A 15,614-nucleotide genomic window follows, 5' to 3' on the forward strand; every position below is an offset into this window, starting at 1 on the left:
CCCACGGCGTGCCGGGCGCCGGCTCCGCCCGCCGGTGGCTCTTCCGGCGCCTTCCTGCACCTTCCTGTACGTTCCGGCGCCCCCGGCGTCTTCCGGCGGCCGTCTTCGAAAGTTTCGAAGACGGCGCTGACCTCTCACTCCGCCGGCCGCGCGGTGCTGCTGCGCACCACCAGGCTCGTCGCCAGCTCGACCCGGGTCGCCGCCGGCGGCTCCTCCTCCCGTCCGAGGTCGAGCACCAGCCGCGCCGCCGCCTCCGCCATCTCGGTGAGCGGCTGCCGTACGGTCGTCAGCGGCGGCCCGACCCAGCGCGCCACGGGCAGGTCGTCGAAGCCCACCACGCTCAGGTCCTCCGGGATGCGCAGGCCCAGCTCCCGCGCCGCCTCGTACAGGCCGAGCGCCTGGAGGTCGTTGCCCGCGAAGACCGCGCTCGGGCGGTCCGGGCGGCGCAGCAGCTCCAGGCCGAGGCGGTAGCCGGCCTCGTGGTGGAAGTCGCCGGTGACGATCAGTGACGGGTCGACCGGCACCCCCGCCGTCTCCAGCGCCGCCCGGTAGCCGTCGACCCGGGCGCGGCTGCACATCATCCGGGACGGCCCGCTGATGGCGCCGATGCGGGTGTGGCCCAGCTCCACCAGGTGCCGGGTGGCGGCGAGCCCGCCCTGCCAGTTGGTCGCGCCGATCGAGGGCACGTCGGTGCCCGGGTCGCCGGCCGGGTCCATCACCACGAACGGGATGGAGCGGCTGGTCAGCAGCGCCCGCTGGGACTCGTCGAGGTCGGACAGGACCAGGACCACGCCGTGCGGGCGGCGGGCGGCGACCTGGTCCGCCCAGGTCCGGCCGGGGGTGAGCCGGCCCGCGCTCTCGGAGAGCACGACGCTCAGACCCGCGTCCCGCGCCACGTTCTCCACGCCCCGGATGACCTCCATCGCCCAGGCGCTCTCCAGCTCGTGGAAGACGACGTCGATCAGTGGCGAGCGGGTGGCCTCGGCGCGCCTGCGCCGGTAGCCGTGGGCGCGCAGCAGGTCCTCGACGCGGCTGCGGGTCGCCGGGGCCACGTCGGCACGCCCGTTGAGGACCTTCGAAACAGTCGGAGCCGACACCCCGGCCTCGCGGGCGATCTCGGCGAGGGTGGCGGTGCGGGTTGCGGGGGTCTTGGTCGGCTTCATGGCCGGGATCGTATCTCTGCGCGACCCCTTGACGAACCCCCCGGCACGCCTTACGTTCCCGGAACATTCGAAATCACATCCGAAACATTCGGGCAACCGGCGTGTTCCCGGTGCCGACGGCACCGCGTCCGGCCCGAGCGATCCTTCGTGAGAGGTGCCGTCACATGGAGTCCTACAGCAGGCGCTGGTTCCTCGGCGCCGGCGCCACCACCCTGATCTCGGCCGCGGGGCTCACGGCCTGCGGTTCCGGCAGCGGTTCGGGCGGTTCGGGCGGCGGCACCATCACGGCGATGGTGTACGGCGACGACGCGGTGAAGATCCAGGTCAAGGCGGTCGACCGGTTCAACGCGTCGGCCACGGCCAAGCAGGCCAAGGCCAAGGTCGAACTGCAGAAGATCCCCGCCTCCGACTACCCGGCCAAGCTGCGCACCGCCATGGGCTCGCCCAACGCGCCGGACGTCTTCTACAACTGGGGCGGCGGCTCCATCAAGGCCTACCAGGAGGCCGGCCAACTGGTCGACCTCACCGACGTCATCACGTCCGACGCGACGCTCAAGGGCGGCTTCCTGCCCTCCGTGCTCGCCGCGGGCGGGCTCGGTGGCCGCAACTACGGGATCCCGATGCGCGGCATGCAGCCGGTGATCCTCTTCTACAACAAGTCCCTGTTCGCCGAGCACAAGCTGCAACCGCCCACCACGTGGGACCAGTTGCTCGACAACAACGCCAAGCTGACGAAGGCGGGCATCACCCCGTTCGCCCTCGGCGGCGCCGACACCTGGCCCGAGCTGATGTGGCTGGAGTACCTGCTCGACCGCATCGGCGGCCCGCAGGTCTTCGAGAAGATCAGGAGCGGCGACGCCTCGGCCTGGGGCGACCCGGCCGTGCTGAAGGCGGCCGAGACCGTCAAGCAGCTCATCGACGACGGCGCCTTCGGCAAGGGCTACAGCTCGGTGTCGTACAACAACGGCGGCGCGCCCGCCGTGTTCGCCAAGGGCAAGGCGGCGATGCACCTGATGGGCTCGTGGGAGTACTCCACGCAGCTCGGCAAGTTCCCCGACTTCGCCAGGAAGGAACTCGGCTGGTGCGCCTTCCCGAAGTACGACGGCGGTGCCGGCGACATCCGCAACGTGGTCGGCAACCCCACCAACTACTGGTCCGTGAACACCCGGGTCTCCGACAAGGACGCGGCCGTCGCCTTCCTGCGCGACTGCGCCTCCGAGGCCTACACCAAGGACCTGATCGCCAACGGTGACGTACCGACCACGACCAAGGCCGCCACCCTGCTGGACTCCTCCCCCAACCCCGCCTTCGCCAAGTTCCAGTACCAGATGGTGCAGCAGGCACCCGCCTTCACCCTGAGCTGGGACCAGGCGGTCGACCCGAGCTGGCAGACGCCGATGCTCACCGAGATCAACAAGCTGTTCGTGGGCAAGTCGTCGCCGGAGCAGTTCGTCTCGGCGCTCAAGGGGCTGAAGTGAGTTCTGCGGTCACCACCCGGACGAAGGGCGGCCCGGGCGGGGGCGTGCGGACCGGCCGCCCGCACGCCGCCTGGGCGCTGCCCGCCGTCCTGTTCTTCACGGTCTTCGCCGTCGCCCCCATGGCGCTGGCCTTCTACCTGTCCTTCACCAAGTGGAACGGCCTGGGCGACCCCCAGCCCGTCGGCCTCGCCAACTGGCAGAAGCTGATCCACGACCCGCGCCTGTCCCAGTCCCTGACGGTGACCGTCGTGCTGACCGCGGTCAGCTGGGCCTTCCAGACGGTGGTCTCCCTGCTGCTCGGGGTCTGGGCCGCGGGCCGCCAGCGCAACCGCGCGATCCTCTCGGCGATCTTCTTCGTGCCGTTCCTGCTCTCCTCGACGGCGATCTCGCTGCTCTTCTACGCGCTGCTCGACCCGAACTTCGGCATCATCCACGGCGACACGCTCGGCACCACCTCCGGTGCCTTCCTGGCGATCGTCTTCGTCGGCGGCTGGCAGTTCATCCCGTTCCACACCCTGATCTACCAGGGCGGGGCCCGGCAGATCCCCGAGGTCCTCTACCAGGCGGCGGCGATGGACGGCGCCGGCCGCCTGCGTCAGTTCTTCTCGATCACACTGCCCCAGCTGCGCAACACGGCGACCACGTCCGGCGTGCTGATGGTCGTCGGCTCGCTGACGTACTTCGAGACCGTGCTGATCCTCACCCAGGGCGGCCCGGGCACCGACACCGCGATCCTGCCCTACCTGATGTACGAGGCGGGCTTCAAGAGCTACGACTTCGGCTACGCGAGCGCCGTCGCCTCCTTCCTCGTCGTGGCCGCCACCGCACTGTCGCTCGTGCTGGTCCGGCTCTCCGGGTTCGGCGCCATGCGCAGCACCAGGGAAGGGATGTGACGCGGTGACACACGACACGCTGCGGCGTCCGCGTCCGGTGCGGACCGCACCGCGCACACCGGCCGGCGGCCCCGCGCGCCGCCGCCGCCACTGGACCAGGCGCCCCAACCCGCTCGCCGGACTCGGCTCGGTGGTGTGGCTGGTCGTCGTCATCGTCCCGGTCTACGCGATGATCTCGGCCTCGCTGACCCGCCAGGACGAGGCGCTGGGCGGCAACGCCCTCAAGCCCCCGGCCCACCCCACCCTCGCCAACTACAACACCGTCCTGCACAACGGCTTCGGCCACCTGCTGCTCAACACGGTGATCGTCGCGGCCGCGGTCGTGGCCATCGTCCTCCTCCTGTGCGTCCCGCTGTCCTACGTGGCCGTGCGCTCGCGCACCTTCTGGTCGGGCGCCTCCTTCCGGCTGTTCCTGCTGGGCGTGGCCATCCCCGCGCAGGCGGTGGTCGTCCCGCTCTACCTGATGATCGCCAAGCTGAACCTGTACGACAGCCTGCTCGCGGTCGTCCTGCCGACGGCGGCCTTCGCCATGCCGGTCTCGGTGCTGATCCTCACCGGCACCCTGCGCGACATCTCCGAGGAGATGTACGAGGCGATGGCGCTGGACGGCGCCTCCACCACCCGCATGCTGTTCCAGCTGGTCATCCCGATGGCCAAGGGCGGCATCAGCACGGTCGTCGTCTACGCCGCGCTGCAGGCCTGGAACGGCTTCCTCTTCCCGCTGATCTTCACCCAGTCCGACGGCCCGCGCGTGCTCACCCTCGGCCTGTTCAACTACGTGAGCCAGTTCGGCGTGAACATCCCCGCCCTGCTCGCCTCGGTCGTCCTCTCCGGCATCCCGGTCTTCGCCGTCTACCTGGTGGCGCGGCGCGCCCTCGTCGGAGGCCTGATGGGGGTGGGCGGCAAGTGAACTCACCCACCACCGACGTCTCCGACAGGAGTTCCATGACCACCCGTTCCTGGCAGGACCCCGCCCTGCCCGCCGCCGACCGCGTCGACGACCTCCTGTCCCGGATGACCCTGGAGGAGAAGACGGCCCAGCTGTACGGCGTGTGGGTGGGTGCCGCCACGGACGGCGAGGGCGTCGCCCCGCTCCAGCAGCACATGAACACCGACTACGACTGGGACGAGCTGATCACCCAGGGGCTGGGCCAGCTCACCCGCTCCTTCGGCACCGCGCCCGTGGACCCCGCGGCCGGGGCCCGCGCGCTGAGCCGGGCCCAGCGCCGCATCGCCCGGGCGGGCCGGTTCGGCATCCCCGCCGTCGCCCACGAGGAGTGCCTGGCCGGCTTCACCGCCTGGGGCGCCACGGCGTACCCGGTCCCGCTGGCCTGGGGCGCGAGCTTCGACGCGCCGCTGGTGGAGGAGATGGCGGCGCGCATCGGCCGGGACATGCGGGCGCTCGGCGTCCACCAGGGGCTCGCCCCGGTCCTGGACGTGGTCCGCGACCCGCGCTGGGGCCGCGTCGAGGAGACCATCGGCGAGGACCCCTACCTCGTCGGCACGATCGGCACCGCCTACGTGCGCGGCCTGCAGTCGGCGGGCGTCGTCGCCACCCTGAAGCACTTCGCCGGATACGCGTCCTCCTCCGGCGCCCGCAACCTGGCCCCGGTCCGCGCGGGCACCCGCGAGTTCGCCGACGTCACGCTGGTGCCCTTCGAGATGGCGCTGCGCGAGGGCGGCGCCCGCTCGGTGATGGCGGCGTACACGGAGACCGACGGCGTGCCCGCCTCGGCCGACCCCGCCCTGCTCACCGGGCTGCTGCGCGAACGGTGGGGCTTCACGGGCACGGTGGTCGCCGACTACTTCGGCATCGACTTCCTGCAGACCCTGCACCGGGTGGCCGGCAGCCCCGCCGAGTCCGCGCACCTGGCGCTCGCCGCCGGCATCGACGTGGAACTGCCCACCGTCAAGTGCTACGGCACCGGCCTGGCCGACGCCGTCCGCGCGGGCACCGTCCCCGAGGAGCTGGTGGACCGGGCCGCCCGCCGGGTCCTGCTCCAGAAGTGCGAACTGGGCCTCCTGGACGCCGGCTGGGAACCCGAGGTGCCCGCCGGGCCCGTCGACCTCGACTCGGCCGGGAACCGGGCCGTGGCCCGCCGCCTGGCCGAGGAGTCGGTGGTCCTCCTGTCCAACCCCGAGGGGGTGCTGCCCCTCGCGTCCGGCACGCGGATCGCGGTCGTCGGGCCGCGCGCCGCCGACGCGCTGGCGATGCTGGGCTGCTACTCCTTCCCCTCCCACGTGGGCACCCAGCACCCCGAGGTGCCGCTGGGCATCGAGATCCCCACCGTCCTGGACGCGCTGCGCGGCGAACTGCCGGACGCCAAGGTGTCGTTCACCGAGGGCTGCGGCGTGGCGGATGCGGACACCTCGGGCTTCGCCCGGGCGGTGGCCCGCGCGGCGGAGGCCGACGTGTGCGTGGCGGTGCTCGGCGACCGGTCGGGACTGTTCGGCCGCGGCACCTCCGGCGAGGGCTGCGACGTGGCGGACCTGGCGCTGCCCGGTGTGCAGGGCGAACTGCTGGACGCGCTGGTCGCCACCGGCGTCCCCGTCGTCCTGGTGCTGCTCACCGGCCGCCCCTACGCGCTGGGCCGCTGGGAGGGCCGGCTCGGCGCGGTGGTCCAGGCGTTCTTCCCCGGCGAGGAGGGCGGCCCCGCGGTCGCGGGTGTGCTCTCGGGCCGGGTGAACCCGTCGGGCCGCCTCCCGGTGAGCGTGCCGCGCGGTCCCGGGGGCCAGCCCTGGACCTACCTCCAGCCGCCGCTGGGCCTGGCCGACGAGGTGAGCAGCCTGGACCCGACACCGCTGTACCCGTTCGGGCACGGCCGCTCGTACACGACGTTCGCCTGGGAGGACTTCACCGGCCAGGAGAGCGCCGTGATCGGCACGGACGGCGCCCACGACCTCTCGCTGACGGTGCGGAACACGGGTGAGCGGGCGGGCGCCGAGGTGGTGCAGCTCTATCTGCACGACCCGGTGGCCGCCGTGACCCGGCCCGACGTCCGGCTGGTCGGCTACCAGCGGCTGGAGCTGGCCCCCGGCGAGTCGAGCCGGGTGACGTTCCGTTTCCACGCGGACCTGTCGGCGTTCACCGACCGGTCGGGGCGCCGGATCGTCGAGCCGGGCGACCTGGAACTGCGGCTGGCCGCCTCCAGCGCGGACGTCCGCCACACGGCCCGGCTGACCCTGACGGGCCCGGTGCGGGAGGTGGGGACGGAGCGGCGGCTGCGCTGCGACACGCTCGTCACGCGGGAAGGCTGAGCCCCGGGTCCCGGTCCGCGATCACCCACGGGGGGGCGGACCGGGACCCGGCCCGCCCGGCGGCCGCGCGCCGGACACGCACAAGACCCCGCCCCGGAGAACCGGGACGGGGTCTGGTCGAGCGCCGGGCAGGCCTTGCACCTGCATCTCCCCGCAGGAAGCGGGACGTCTTTCCTTGGACCACCAACGCACTGCTCGCGGGCCGTTGTTCCGGCCGCTTGCTGTGTGATGATCATAGCGCACCGCAGGCGCCGCGCACCACTCGGCGCCCTGAACCCGCCCCCGCCCCGGCTAACCGGGCGCCGGCGCGTCCGCGACCTGCTCGAACCGCCAGCGGTGGACGGTCCGGGTCACCAACGAGCCGTCCGGCTCGGGCAGTTCGGGCAGCTCGGCGTCGTAGGCCGCGTCCCACCAGGTGACGACCAGCACCCGGTCCTGCGGGGCGCGGAACGTCTCGCGGCGCAACGGCTCCTGGGCGAGCGTCTGACGGCGCGCCCAGTCGAGGAGTTCACCGCCCCGGCCCGCGACCGCGCGGGCCTCCCACATCAGCGCGACGGTCACGAGTACAGGTTCTCCTTGCTGACCTCGTGCACGTGGTCGTGGCCGTGCGAGTGGCGGCGGTGCGCCTCGCCCGGCACGTGCGGGTCCGTCACCGGCAGGGAGGAGTCCGCCGACAGCTCCCAGTCGGAGGCCGCGCGGTTACGGGCGACCATCTCGGCGCCGAGGGCCGCCACCATCGCGCCGTTGTCCGTGCACAGCTTGGGACGGGGGACGCGCAGCCGGACACCCGCGGCCTCGCAGCGTTCCTGGGCGAGGGCGCGCAGCCGGGAGTTGGCGGCCACCCCGCCGCCGATCATCAGGTGGTCCACGCCCTCGTCCTTGCAGGCGCGTACGGCCTTGCGGGTCAGGACGTCCACGACCGCCTCCTGGAAGGAGGCAGCGACGTCGCGCACCGGGACCTCCTCCCCCGCCGCCCGCCTGGCCTCGATCCAGCGGGCCACGGCCGTCTTCAGCCCGGAGAAGGAGAAGTCGTAGGCGGCGTCGCGCGGACCGGTCAGGCCGCGCGGGAAGGAGATCGCCGCCGGGTCGCCCTCGCGCGCGTACCGGTCGATGACCGGGCCGCCGGGGAAGCCCAGGTTCAGCACCCGGGCGACCTTGTCGAAGGCCTCGCCCGCCGCGTCGTCGATCGTCGCGCCGAGCGGACGCACGTCCGAGGTGATGTCCGTGGACAGCAGCAGCGAGGAGTGACCGCCGGAGACCAGCAGCGCCATCGTCGGCTCGGGCAGCGGGCCGTGCTCCAGCTGGTCCACGCAGATGTGCGAGGCGAGGTGGTTGACGCCGTAGAGGGGCTTGCCGAGCGCGTAGGCGTACGCCTTCGCCGCCGACACGCCGACCAGCAGGGCGCCGGCCAGGCCGGGGCCGGCGGTGACCGCGATGCCGTCCAGGTCCTTCGCGCTCACCCCGGCCTCCTTCAGCGCGCGGTCGATGGTGGGCACCATCGCCTCCAGGTGCGCCCGCGAGGCGACCTCGGGGACGACACCGCCGAAGCGGGCGTGCTCGTCGACGCTGGAGGCGACGGCGTCCGCCAGCAGGGTGGTGCCGCGGACGACGCCGACGCCGGTCTCGTCGCAGGAGGTCTCGATACCGAGTACGAGAGGCTCGTCGCGTGGGTCAGCCATGGGTCTTCAGGTTCCTTGTACGCAGGCGGAGGGGTCGGACAGGCGCATCACCAGGGCGTCCACGTTCCCCGGCTGGTAGTAGCCCCGCCGGACGCCGATGGGGGCGAAGCCGAAGCGCTCGTAGAGCTTCTGCGCGCGGAGGTTGTCCACACGGCACTCCAGCATCACCTCGGTGCACTCGAAGGCGGTCGCGGCCCGCAGCAGCTCGGACAGCAGCCGGGCACCGAGCCCGCTGCCCCACAGCTCGCGGGCGACCGCGATGGTCTGGACGTCGCCCTGGTCACCGGAGGCGACCAGTCCGGCGTAGCCGACGATCCGGCCGTCCTGCTCGGCCACGACGTACCGCCGGGTCGCCTCGGGGCCGCGCGAGTGGGCCAGCTCGGACCAGAACATGCCCCGTGACCAGGCGTCCTCGGGGAAGAGGTCCTTCTCCAGTTCCAGCACCGGGTCGATGTCCCACCAGCGCATCTCGCGCAGCTGGGGCCCGCCCGCCTGGTTCGTCGTCGGTCCGGTCACTTCGGGGTGACCACCTTGTAGTTCTTGGGCACCTGGGCGTCGGGCCGGCGCAGGTACAGCGGACGGGGGGCGGGCAGTTCCTCGCCGGCGGCCAGCCGCTCCGCCGCCAGGGAGGCGAGCGCGGCGGCCGAGACGTGCTCGGGCTCGTGCGCCTGCGGGAACGTGTCCGGGTAGAGCAGCGCGCCCGCGCCGACCGCGGGCAGGCCCGCGACCTGCGCGGCGATGTCGGCGGGCCGGTCCACGGCCGGGTCGGTCAGCCGGGTGCGGGAGTCGGCGTAGCGCGCCCAGTAGACCTCCTTGCGGCGGGCGTCGGTGGCCACCACGAAGGGGCCGGGGACGTCGGCGGCGTAGGCGAGCCCGTCGAGCGTGCACACACCGTGCACGGGGACGCCGAGCGCGAGCCCGAAGGTGTCGGCGGTCATCAGGCCGACGCGCAGTCCGGTGTAGGGGCCGGGACCGATGCCGGCCACGATGCCCGTGACGGCGTCCAGCTTCAGCCCGGCCTCGGCGAGGACCCGGTCGACGGCCGGCAGCAGCAGCTCCCCGTGCCGGCGCGCGTCGACCTGGCTGGAGGAGGCGATGACGGCCGTGCCGTCGTGCAGGGCGACGGTGACGGCGGGGGTGGCGGTATCCAGAGCGAGCAAGAGCACGCGAACAGCCTACGGCGCCGGGGGGCCGTGCCGGGCGCCGCGGGCGGCCGCGCGGCCCGGCGCGGGACCCGCGGCCCGACACGGGCGCCGGTGACGGCACGGCCGCCCCGGCGGTGAACAATCCGGCTGCTACCGTCGCAAGACAGACATGTGCTGGAGCAACCGACACGAAGGTGGGCGACCGTGGCAAGGAGCAGCTCGGGATTCGTGGCCGGGCTCACCGCGACCGCCGTCGCCACCATCGGCTTCCTCACCTACCGGGCGCAGGCGGACGTACCGCCCGGCCTCGGCGGCAGGCCCGGCACCTCGGCGAGCCCCGCGGCCGGCGTCAGCAAGGCGCCCCGCGACCGGCGCCACCCGGCCGCGCTGCCCGCCGGCTCGGGGACGGGCGAGCGGGTCGTGTACTCCGTGGACGACGACCGGGTCTGGCTGGTCGGCGCGGGCGGCCGGGTGGAGAACACCTTCCAGGTCACGCCGGGCACCGTCGACCCGGCGCCGGGCACCTACACCGTCACCTCGCGGTCGAAGGCGGTCACCGGGACCGACGGCGTGCCCGTCGAGCACGTGGTGCGTTTCGCCAGTGTCAACGGCGTCGTCATCGGTTTCAGCGCGGCGGTGGACAACGCGGAGCAGCCCGACCCCGACCCGGCCCTGCAGACGGGCGGCATCCGCGAGTCCCGGCCGGACGGCGACACGATGTGGATGTTCGCGACGATCGGCCAGAAGGTCGTCGTCATCCGATAGGGCGAGGGCGGCCGCGGCCCTACGCCGCCCGCCGGTGCCCCTGCCCCGAACGGGTGACCGGCCGCGCGGGCGCCTGCTCCGGGGCGCGCGGCGGGCGCGAGACCGCCTCCGCCGCGGCACAGGAGGCCAGCAGGTCCCGCATGCTCACACCGGCGACCGGGTACGGCCGTGGCTGGTTCTCGGCAGCCGACATGGACGCCTCCTGGGGCTCGGGGGCGGGCGCGGTTAGGCAGACCTAACCACGGACTGGACCCCATGTGACCACGCCCGGCGCACCGGACGCAAGGCTTGCCGACACGCTGTCGGCACGCAGGACCGGGCTCCGGTCCCGGAACCCCGGGGCCGGGGGAAACCGGCCGGGGACGGGAACACGGCACCCGGCGCACCCGGACGACTGCCGGAGCCGGAGGCGTGCGCCAGGGCCGGCTGACGGAACCGGGACGGGCCGGCGGGCCGCCCGCGGGCGTGAGGCGGGCGCGCCGGCGCACGCCGGTCAGGGAATCAGGCGATCAGCAGGCGGTGAGGCGCAGGCGGCCAGGCGATCAAGCAGTCAGTACGCCGAGGTCGACGGCCGACCAGCGCGGGCCGATCCCGGTCACCGTCAGGCGCCGCACCTCGTCCGTCCCGGTCGCCGTCTCCGGTGCCGTCGGCCCGTCCGTCGCCGTGTCCGCGCCGGGCGTCTCGCCCGTGGGGGCGCCGCCGACGGCCCGGTGGATGACGATCTGCAGCCGCTCGTCGGTCAGCTCCTCGACCTTGCCCTCGCCCCACTCCACGACGATCACCGAGTCCGGCAGCGAGACGTCGAGGTCCAGGTCCTCCATCTCGTCCAGCCCGCCGGACAGGCGGTAGGCGTCCACGTGGACGAGCGGCGGGCCATCCCCGAGGGAGGGATGGACGCGGGCGATCACGAAGGTCGGCGAGGTGACCGCGCCGCGCACGCCGAGGCCCTCGCCGAGCCCGCGGGTCAGCGTGGTCTTGCCCGCCCCGAGTTCTCCGCTGAGCATCACGAGGTCCCCCGCCCGCAGCAGCTCGGCGAGGCGGCGGCCCCACTCGCGCGTCTGCTCGGCGGAGGTGAGGGTGATCTCGACGGACTCGGGGTCAGCCGGGCTGTGCGGTGCTGCTGGTGCTTCCATGTCCACCCACGGTAGCGCCTGCGGGGACCGCCCCCGCGCGGGTCAGCAGGTCGGCGAGGCGGTCGGTGACGGCCTCCGGGTGCTCCAGCATCACCAGGTGGCCCGCGTCCGGCACGAGCACCAGCTCCGCGTCGGGCAGCAGGTCGGCGATGGCCTCGCTGTGCTCGCTGGGCGTGACCAGGTCCTGCACCCCGGCCAGGACGAGTACCGGCATCCGGGTGAACAGGGCCAGCGCGCCGGTCTTGTCGTGGTCGGTGAAGGCCGGGTAGAACTCGGCGACCACGTCGATGGGGGTGCTCTCGATCATGCGCTCGGCGAACCGGGCGACGGCCGGGTCGACGTCCCGCCCGGCGAAGGAGTAGCGCTTGATGATTCCCGCGAACAGGTCGGCGGTGGCCCGGCGCCCCTTCTCCACGAGTTCCGCGCGCTGCCCGAGCGCCTTGAGCACGCCGGGCAGCACCCGCCGCACCGCGTTGACCCCGGCGACCGGCAGCCCGAAGTTGACCTCGCCGAGCCGTCCGGAAGAAGTGCCGACGAAGGCGGTGGCGACGACGCGGTCGCGGATCAGCTCCGGGTACTGGGCGGCCAGGGCCATCACGGTCATGCCGCCCATGGAGTGCCCGACCAGCACGATCGGCCCCTCGGGCGCGGCGGCGTCGATCACGGCCTTCAGGTCGCGGCCCAGCTGGTCGATGGTCAGCGGCACGTCGTCCCGGCTCTGGGCCACGCCCCGCCCGGAGCGGCCGTGGCTGCGCTGGTCCCAGTGCACGGTCCGCACGACCCCGCGCAGCGCGGCGCGCTGGAAGTGCCAGGAGTCCTGGCTGAGGCAGTAGCCGTGGCTGAAGACGACGGTGACGGGGGCGGGGTCCTTGCGTCCGAAGAGGCGGCGGCGGCGCGGGGAGAGATCCGCGGAAGGGACGGGGTCGAGGTCGTCGACCTCGTAGTACAGCTCGGTGCCGTCGTCGGCGTACGCGCGGCCCGGGGTGCCGCGCAGGGTTCCGTACGGGCCGGCGGAGTCCAGGGCGAGCCGGGCCTTCCTGCGCATGCCCCGGCCGACGGTCATCCGCTCGACGGCGACGGTGGCGGCGGCGCCCGCCGCCACGACGCCTATCGCGGCGCCCGCGATGCCGGTCGCCCTGCGCCAGCCGCCGAACGCCCCCGAGGCGCCGGCCGCCGCACTGCTCTCGCTCACCTACCGCTCCTCCGTGTGGCTGTATGACTGTGTGGCTGTGTGACCGGTCCGGCGGCTGTCCGGAAGGACACCCGGGGCCGTGGGCCGCCTCCTGGGGGACGCGGCGGGGCCGCTCCTCGTCGGCCGGGCCCGGTTCAGAGGTCCGCCGGGCCCTCCGCCCCGCCGCTCTCGTCCGTCGCGTTCACGTGGACGCGCGGGACGCGTGTCCCGATGCGGGTGACGATCTCGTACGCGATGGTGCCCGCCGCCTGCGCCCAGTCCTCGGCGGTCGGCTCGCCGCGGTCGCCCGGTCCGAACAGCACGGCCTCGGACCCGGTCTCCGGCTCGTCGCCGCCGAGGTCGACGACGAACTGGTCCATCGCGATCCGGCCCGCGACCGTGCGCCACTTGCCGCCGACCAGCACCGGGCCCGTGCCGGAGGCGTGGCGCGGGATGCCGTCGGCGTACCCGACGGGCACGAGGCCGAGGGTGGTCTCGCCGGCGGTGACGTAGTGGTGCCCGTAGCTGATGCCGTGCCCGGCCGGGACGCGCTTGACCAGGGCCAGCGAGGCGGACAGGGTCATCACCGGGCGCAGCCCGAAGTCGGCCGGGGTGCCCAGTTCGGGGCTGGGCGAGATGCCGTAGACGGCGATGCCCGTGCGGACCAGGTCGAAGTGGGCCTCGGGCAGGGTGAGCGTGGCCGGCGAGTTGGCGATGTGCCGTACCTCGGGCCGCACCCCCTGCGCCTCGGCGTACGCGGTCATCTCGCGGAACCGGGCGAGCTGCGCGGCGATCGAGGGGTGCCCCGGCTCGTCGGCGCAGGCGAAGTGGGACCACAGCCCGGTGACGCGGACCAGCCCCTCGGCCTCGGCGCGCAGCGCCTCGGCGACCAGGGCGGGCCAGTCCTCGGGCTGGCAGCCGTTGCGCCCGAGCCCGGTGTCGGCCTTGAGCTGCACCCGCGCGGGCCGCCCGGCGGCGCGCGCGGCCTCCCGCACCTCCGCCATGGCCCACAGCCCGCTCACGGACACGTCCACGTCGGCCTCGACGGCCTCGCGCCAGGGGCCTCCCGGCGTCCACAGCCAGCACATCACCCGGACCTGCCGCGGCGACAGCCCGGCCGCGCGCAGCGCCAGCGCCTCCTCGGGCGTGGCGGTGCCGAGCCAGGTCGCCCCGGCGGCGACGGCCGCGCGGGCGCACGGCACCGCGCCGTGGCCGTACGCGTCGGACTTGACCACGGCCATGAGCGCGGCGCCGGGCGCCCGCTCGCGCAGGGCCCGCACGTTGGCCCGCAGAGCGGCCAGATCGATCTCGGCGCGGGCGCGCAGCGGGGCCGTCCGCGGGTGTGCTGTCTCGTTCATCGCGCCCCCAGTGTCTCAGAGGGCGGTGGAGGCGGCGGGGAGTCCTACCGCAGCCGCCCCGGGGCCGCCGCGTCCCGTACGTCCCGCCAGGCCCGCGGGAGAGCCTCCGCCACGTCGTGCGCGCCGGCCGGGGCGCCGTCCGCGGCGAAGCGGCCGGCCAGGCCGTGCAGGTAGGCGCCGGCGCTGCCGGCGTCCGCCGCGGACAGCCCGGCCGCCAGCAGCGAACCCGCCAGCCCGGACAGCACGTCGCCGCTGCCGGCCGTGGCGAGGTACGGGGTGCCGGTGGGGTTGACGCGGACGGGACCGCCGTCCGGGCCGGCGACGAGCGTGGTCGAGCCCTTCAGGAGGACGGTGGCCCGGTATGCGGCGGCGAGTTCCCGTACGGCGGACAGCCGGGCCGCCTCGACCTCCTCGCGCGCCACCCCGAGCAGGGCGGCGGCCTCGCCAGCGTGCGGCGTCATCAGGGTGGGCGCGGTACGGGCCCGTACGGCGGCCCGGTCGGCCAGGCGCAGCCCGTCGGCGTCGACCAGCACGGGCACGTCGGCCGCCAGCACCTCGGCCACCGTGTCCGCGTCGTCACCGGCGCCCGGACCCACCACCCAGGCCTGTACCCGGCCCGCCTCGCGCGGTCCCCGGTCGGAGACGAGGGTCTCGGGGAAGCGGGCGATGACGGCCTGTCCGGCGGGGCCGACGTACCGTACGGCGCCCGCTCCCCCGCGCAGCGCGCCGGACACGGCGAGCACGGCCGCCCCGGGGTAGCGGGCCGAGCCGGCCGCGATGCCGACGACGCCCCGGCGGTACTTGTCGCTCTCGGCGGCGGGCCGCGGCAGCAGCGCGGCCACGTCGGCGTGCTGCAGCGCCTGGAGCTCCGGCTCGGCGGGCAGGTGGGCGCCCAGACCGATGTCGACGAGCCGGACCGTGCCGGCGTACTCGCGGGCCGGGTCGACGAGCAGCGCCGGCTTGTGCGTGCCGAAGGTGACGGTCACGTCGGCGCGGACCGCGGCGCCGCGCACCTCGCCGGTGTCCGCCTCGACGCCGCTGGGCAGGTCGACGGCGACGACCGGGGCCCCGGAACGGGCCACACGCTCGGCCAGAGGCACGGCCTCGGGGCGCAGACCGCCCTTGCCGCCGATGCCGACGACGCCGTCGACGACCAGGTCGGCCCGGTCGAGGGGCGCACCGGCCGCCTCGGCGCCGGTGACCGTGCCGCCCGCGCGGCGCAGCGCCGCGAGTCCGCCCGGATGCGTGCGGCCGGGGGCGAGCAGGACCGCGGTGACCCCGGCGCCGCGGCGGGCCAGCCGCGCCCCGGCGTACAGCGCGTCACCCCCGTTGTCACCGCTGCCCACCAGGAGCACCACCCGGCGGCCGTAGACCCGCCCGAGCAGGTCCGCGCAGGCGGCGGCGAGCCCGGCGGCGGCCCGCTGCATGAGGGCGCCGTCGGGGAGCCGCGCCATGAGGGCGCGCTCGGCTGTCCTGACCGTCTCGACGCTGTAGGCGTTACGCATGCCGTCGAGTCTGCCCTGCATACGTCGGGTGCCGCACGGGAACCCGGTGGTCCCGGCGAACCACTG

Annotated in this window: 15 protein-coding genes; 5 read left to right on the top strand and 10 right to left on the bottom strand. The window is 74.5% G+C overall.

What is annotated here, in order from left to right; translation table 11 throughout:
• Window positions 1-134: 134 nt before the first annotated feature.
• On the bottom strand, window positions 135-1,163 hold the full coding sequence (locus tag ABZ719_RS04160; RefSeq protein ID WP_366723685.1) for a LacI family DNA-binding transcriptional regulator: 1,029 nt from the start codon (window positions 1,161-1,163) through the stop codon (window positions 135-137).
• Window positions 1,164-1,327: 164 nt separating this feature from the next.
• On the opposite strand from ABZ719_RS04160, the gene ABZ719_RS04165 reads away from it, so the two are divergent.
• The 4 genes from ABZ719_RS04165 to ABZ719_RS04180 are packed head-to-tail and all read left to right on the top strand — an operon-like array spanning window position 1,328 to window position 6,792.
• Window positions 1,328-2,641, top strand: coding sequence for an extracellular solute-binding protein (locus tag ABZ719_RS04165; protein WP_366723686.1), 1,314 nt, complete (start codon window positions 1,328-1,330; stop codon window positions 2,639-2,641).
• Window positions 2,638-3,534, top strand: coding sequence for a sugar ABC transporter permease (locus ABZ719_RS04170; protein ID WP_366723687.1), 897 nt, complete (start codon window positions 2,638-2,640; stop codon window positions 3,532-3,534). Before ABZ719_RS04165 ends, ABZ719_RS04170 begins: the two co-directional genes overlap by 4 nt.
• Window positions 3,535-3,571: 37 nt before the next feature.
• On the top strand, window positions 3,572-4,444 hold the full coding sequence (locus ABZ719_RS04175; protein WP_366723763.1) for a carbohydrate ABC transporter permease: 873 nt from the start codon (window positions 3,572-3,574) through the stop codon (window positions 4,442-4,444).
• Between the two features lie 35 nt (window positions 4,445-4,479).
• Window positions 4,480-6,792 carry a glycoside hydrolase family 3 N-terminal domain-containing protein gene (locus tag ABZ719_RS04180; protein ID WP_366723688.1) on the top strand — a complete coding sequence of 771 codons (2,313 nt, stop codon included), beginning with the start codon at window positions 4,480-4,482 and terminating at the stop codon, window positions 6,790-6,792.
• Window positions 6,793-7,083: 291 nt separating this feature from the next.
• Here the strand turns inward: ABZ719_RS04180 and ABZ719_RS04185 are convergent, their stop codons facing one another.
• The 4 genes from ABZ719_RS04185 to tsaB are packed head-to-tail and all read right to left on the bottom strand — an operon-like array spanning window position 7,084 to window position 9,637.
• On the bottom strand, window positions 7,084-7,353 hold the full coding sequence (locus ABZ719_RS04185) for a hypothetical protein (RefSeq protein WP_366723689.1): 270 nt from the start codon (window positions 7,351-7,353) through the stop codon (window positions 7,084-7,086).
• Window positions 7,350-8,471: a tRNA (adenosine(37)-N6)-threonylcarbamoyltransferase complex transferase subunit TsaD gene (gene tsaD / locus ABZ719_RS04190; RefSeq protein ID WP_366723690.1), complete on the bottom strand. Its 1,122-nt coding sequence runs from the start codon at window positions 8,469-8,471 to the stop codon at window positions 7,350-7,352. Before tsaD ends, ABZ719_RS04185 begins: the two co-directional genes overlap by 4 nt.
• 6 nt (window positions 8,472-8,477) lie before the next feature.
• Window positions 8,478-8,939, bottom strand: coding sequence for a ribosomal protein S18-alanine N-acetyltransferase (gene rimI, locus ABZ719_RS04195; RefSeq protein ID WP_366723764.1), 462 nt, complete (start codon window positions 8,937-8,939; stop codon window positions 8,478-8,480).
• Window positions 8,940-8,983: 44 nt separating this feature from the next.
• Window positions 8,984-9,637 (bottom strand): tRNA (adenosine(37)-N6)-threonylcarbamoyltransferase complex dimerization subunit type 1 TsaB, encoded by a 654-nt coding sequence (gene tsaB / locus ABZ719_RS04200; protein ID WP_366723691.1) that lies wholly within the window; start codon window positions 9,635-9,637, stop codon window positions 8,984-8,986.
• A gap of 183 nt (window positions 9,638-9,820) precedes the next feature.
• Here tsaB and ABZ719_RS04205 point away from each other — a divergent pair, with 183 nt between their 5' ends.
• Window positions 9,821-10,381, top strand: a complete 561-nt coding sequence (locus ABZ719_RS04205) for a hypothetical protein (RefSeq protein ID WP_366723692.1) — start codon at window positions 9,821-9,823, stop codon at window positions 10,379-10,381.
• 19 nt (window positions 10,382-10,400) lie between these two features.
• Here ABZ719_RS04205 and ABZ719_RS04210 read toward each other — a convergent pair whose 3' ends face one another.
• The 5 genes from ABZ719_RS04210 to ABZ719_RS04230 form a co-directional block, all read right to left on the bottom strand.
• The gene (locus tag ABZ719_RS04210; RefSeq protein ID WP_366723693.1) at window positions 10,401-10,574 is read right to left on the bottom strand and encodes a hypothetical protein; all 174 of its coding nucleotides are present in this window, start codon (window positions 10,572-10,574) and stop codon (window positions 10,401-10,403) included.
• Window positions 10,575-10,923: 349 nt separating this feature from the next.
• Window positions 10,924-11,514, bottom strand: coding sequence for a tRNA (adenosine(37)-N6)-threonylcarbamoyltransferase complex ATPase subunit type 1 TsaE (gene tsaE, locus ABZ719_RS04215; RefSeq protein ID WP_366723694.1), 591 nt, complete (start codon window positions 11,512-11,514; stop codon window positions 10,924-10,926).
• Entirely contained in the window at window positions 11,480-12,706 is a 1,227-nt protein-coding gene (locus tag ABZ719_RS04220; protein WP_366723695.1) for an alpha/beta hydrolase, read from the bottom strand. Before ABZ719_RS04220 ends, tsaE begins: the two co-directional genes overlap by 35 nt.
• 134 nt (window positions 12,707-12,840) lie before the next feature.
• Window positions 12,841-14,043: an alanine racemase gene (alr, locus tag ABZ719_RS04225; protein ID WP_366723696.1), complete on the bottom strand. Its 1,203-nt coding sequence runs from the start codon at window positions 14,041-14,043 to the stop codon at window positions 12,841-12,843.
• A gap of 44 nt (window positions 14,044-14,087) precedes the next feature.
• Entirely contained in the window at window positions 14,088-15,548 is a 1,461-nt protein-coding gene (locus ABZ719_RS04230; RefSeq protein WP_366723697.1) for an NAD(P)H-hydrate dehydratase, read from the bottom strand.
• Between the last annotated feature and the right edge of the window lie 66 nt (window positions 15,549-15,614).

It is taken from the genome of Streptomyces sp. NPDC006743 (genome assembly GCF_040703815.1).
GTDB lineage: Bacteria > Actinomycetota > Actinomycetes > Streptomycetales > Streptomycetaceae > Streptomyces.

Excerpts from the sequence above, each read along its gene's own strand:
- ABZ719_RS04230 (WP_366723697.1), bottom strand. The coding sequence starts at position 15,548 with ATGCGTAACGCCTACAGCGTCGAGACGGTCAGGACAGCCGAGCGCGCC.
- ABZ719_RS04180 (WP_366723688.1), top strand. The coding sequence starts at position 4,480 with ATGACCACCCGTTCCTGGCAGGACCCCGCCCTGCCCGCCGCCGACCGC.
- tsaE (WP_366723694.1), bottom strand. The coding sequence starts at position 11,514 with ATGGAAGCACCAGCAGCACCGCACAGCCCGGCTGACCCCGAGTCCGTC.
- ABZ719_RS04160 (WP_366723685.1), bottom strand. The coding sequence starts at position 1,163 with ATGAAGCCGACCAAGACCCCCGCAACCCGCACCGCCACCCTCGCCGAG.
- rimI (WP_366723764.1), bottom strand. The coding sequence starts at position 8,939 with ATGCGCTGGTGGGACATCGACCCGGTGCTGGAACTGGAGAAGGACCTC.
- tsaD (WP_366723690.1), bottom strand. The coding sequence starts at position 8,471 with ATGGCTGACCCACGCGACGAGCCTCTCGTACTCGGTATCGAGACCTCC.
- ABZ719_RS04210 (WP_366723693.1), bottom strand. The coding sequence starts at position 10,574 with ATGTCGGCTGCCGAGAACCAGCCACGGCCGTACCCGGTCGCCGGTGTG.
- ABZ719_RS04165 (WP_366723686.1), top strand. The coding sequence starts at position 1,328 with ATGGAGTCCTACAGCAGGCGCTGGTTCCTCGGCGCCGGCGCCACCACC.
- alr (WP_366723696.1), bottom strand. The coding sequence starts at position 14,043 with ATGAACGAGACAGCACACCCGCGGACGGCCCCGCTGCGCGCCCGCGCC.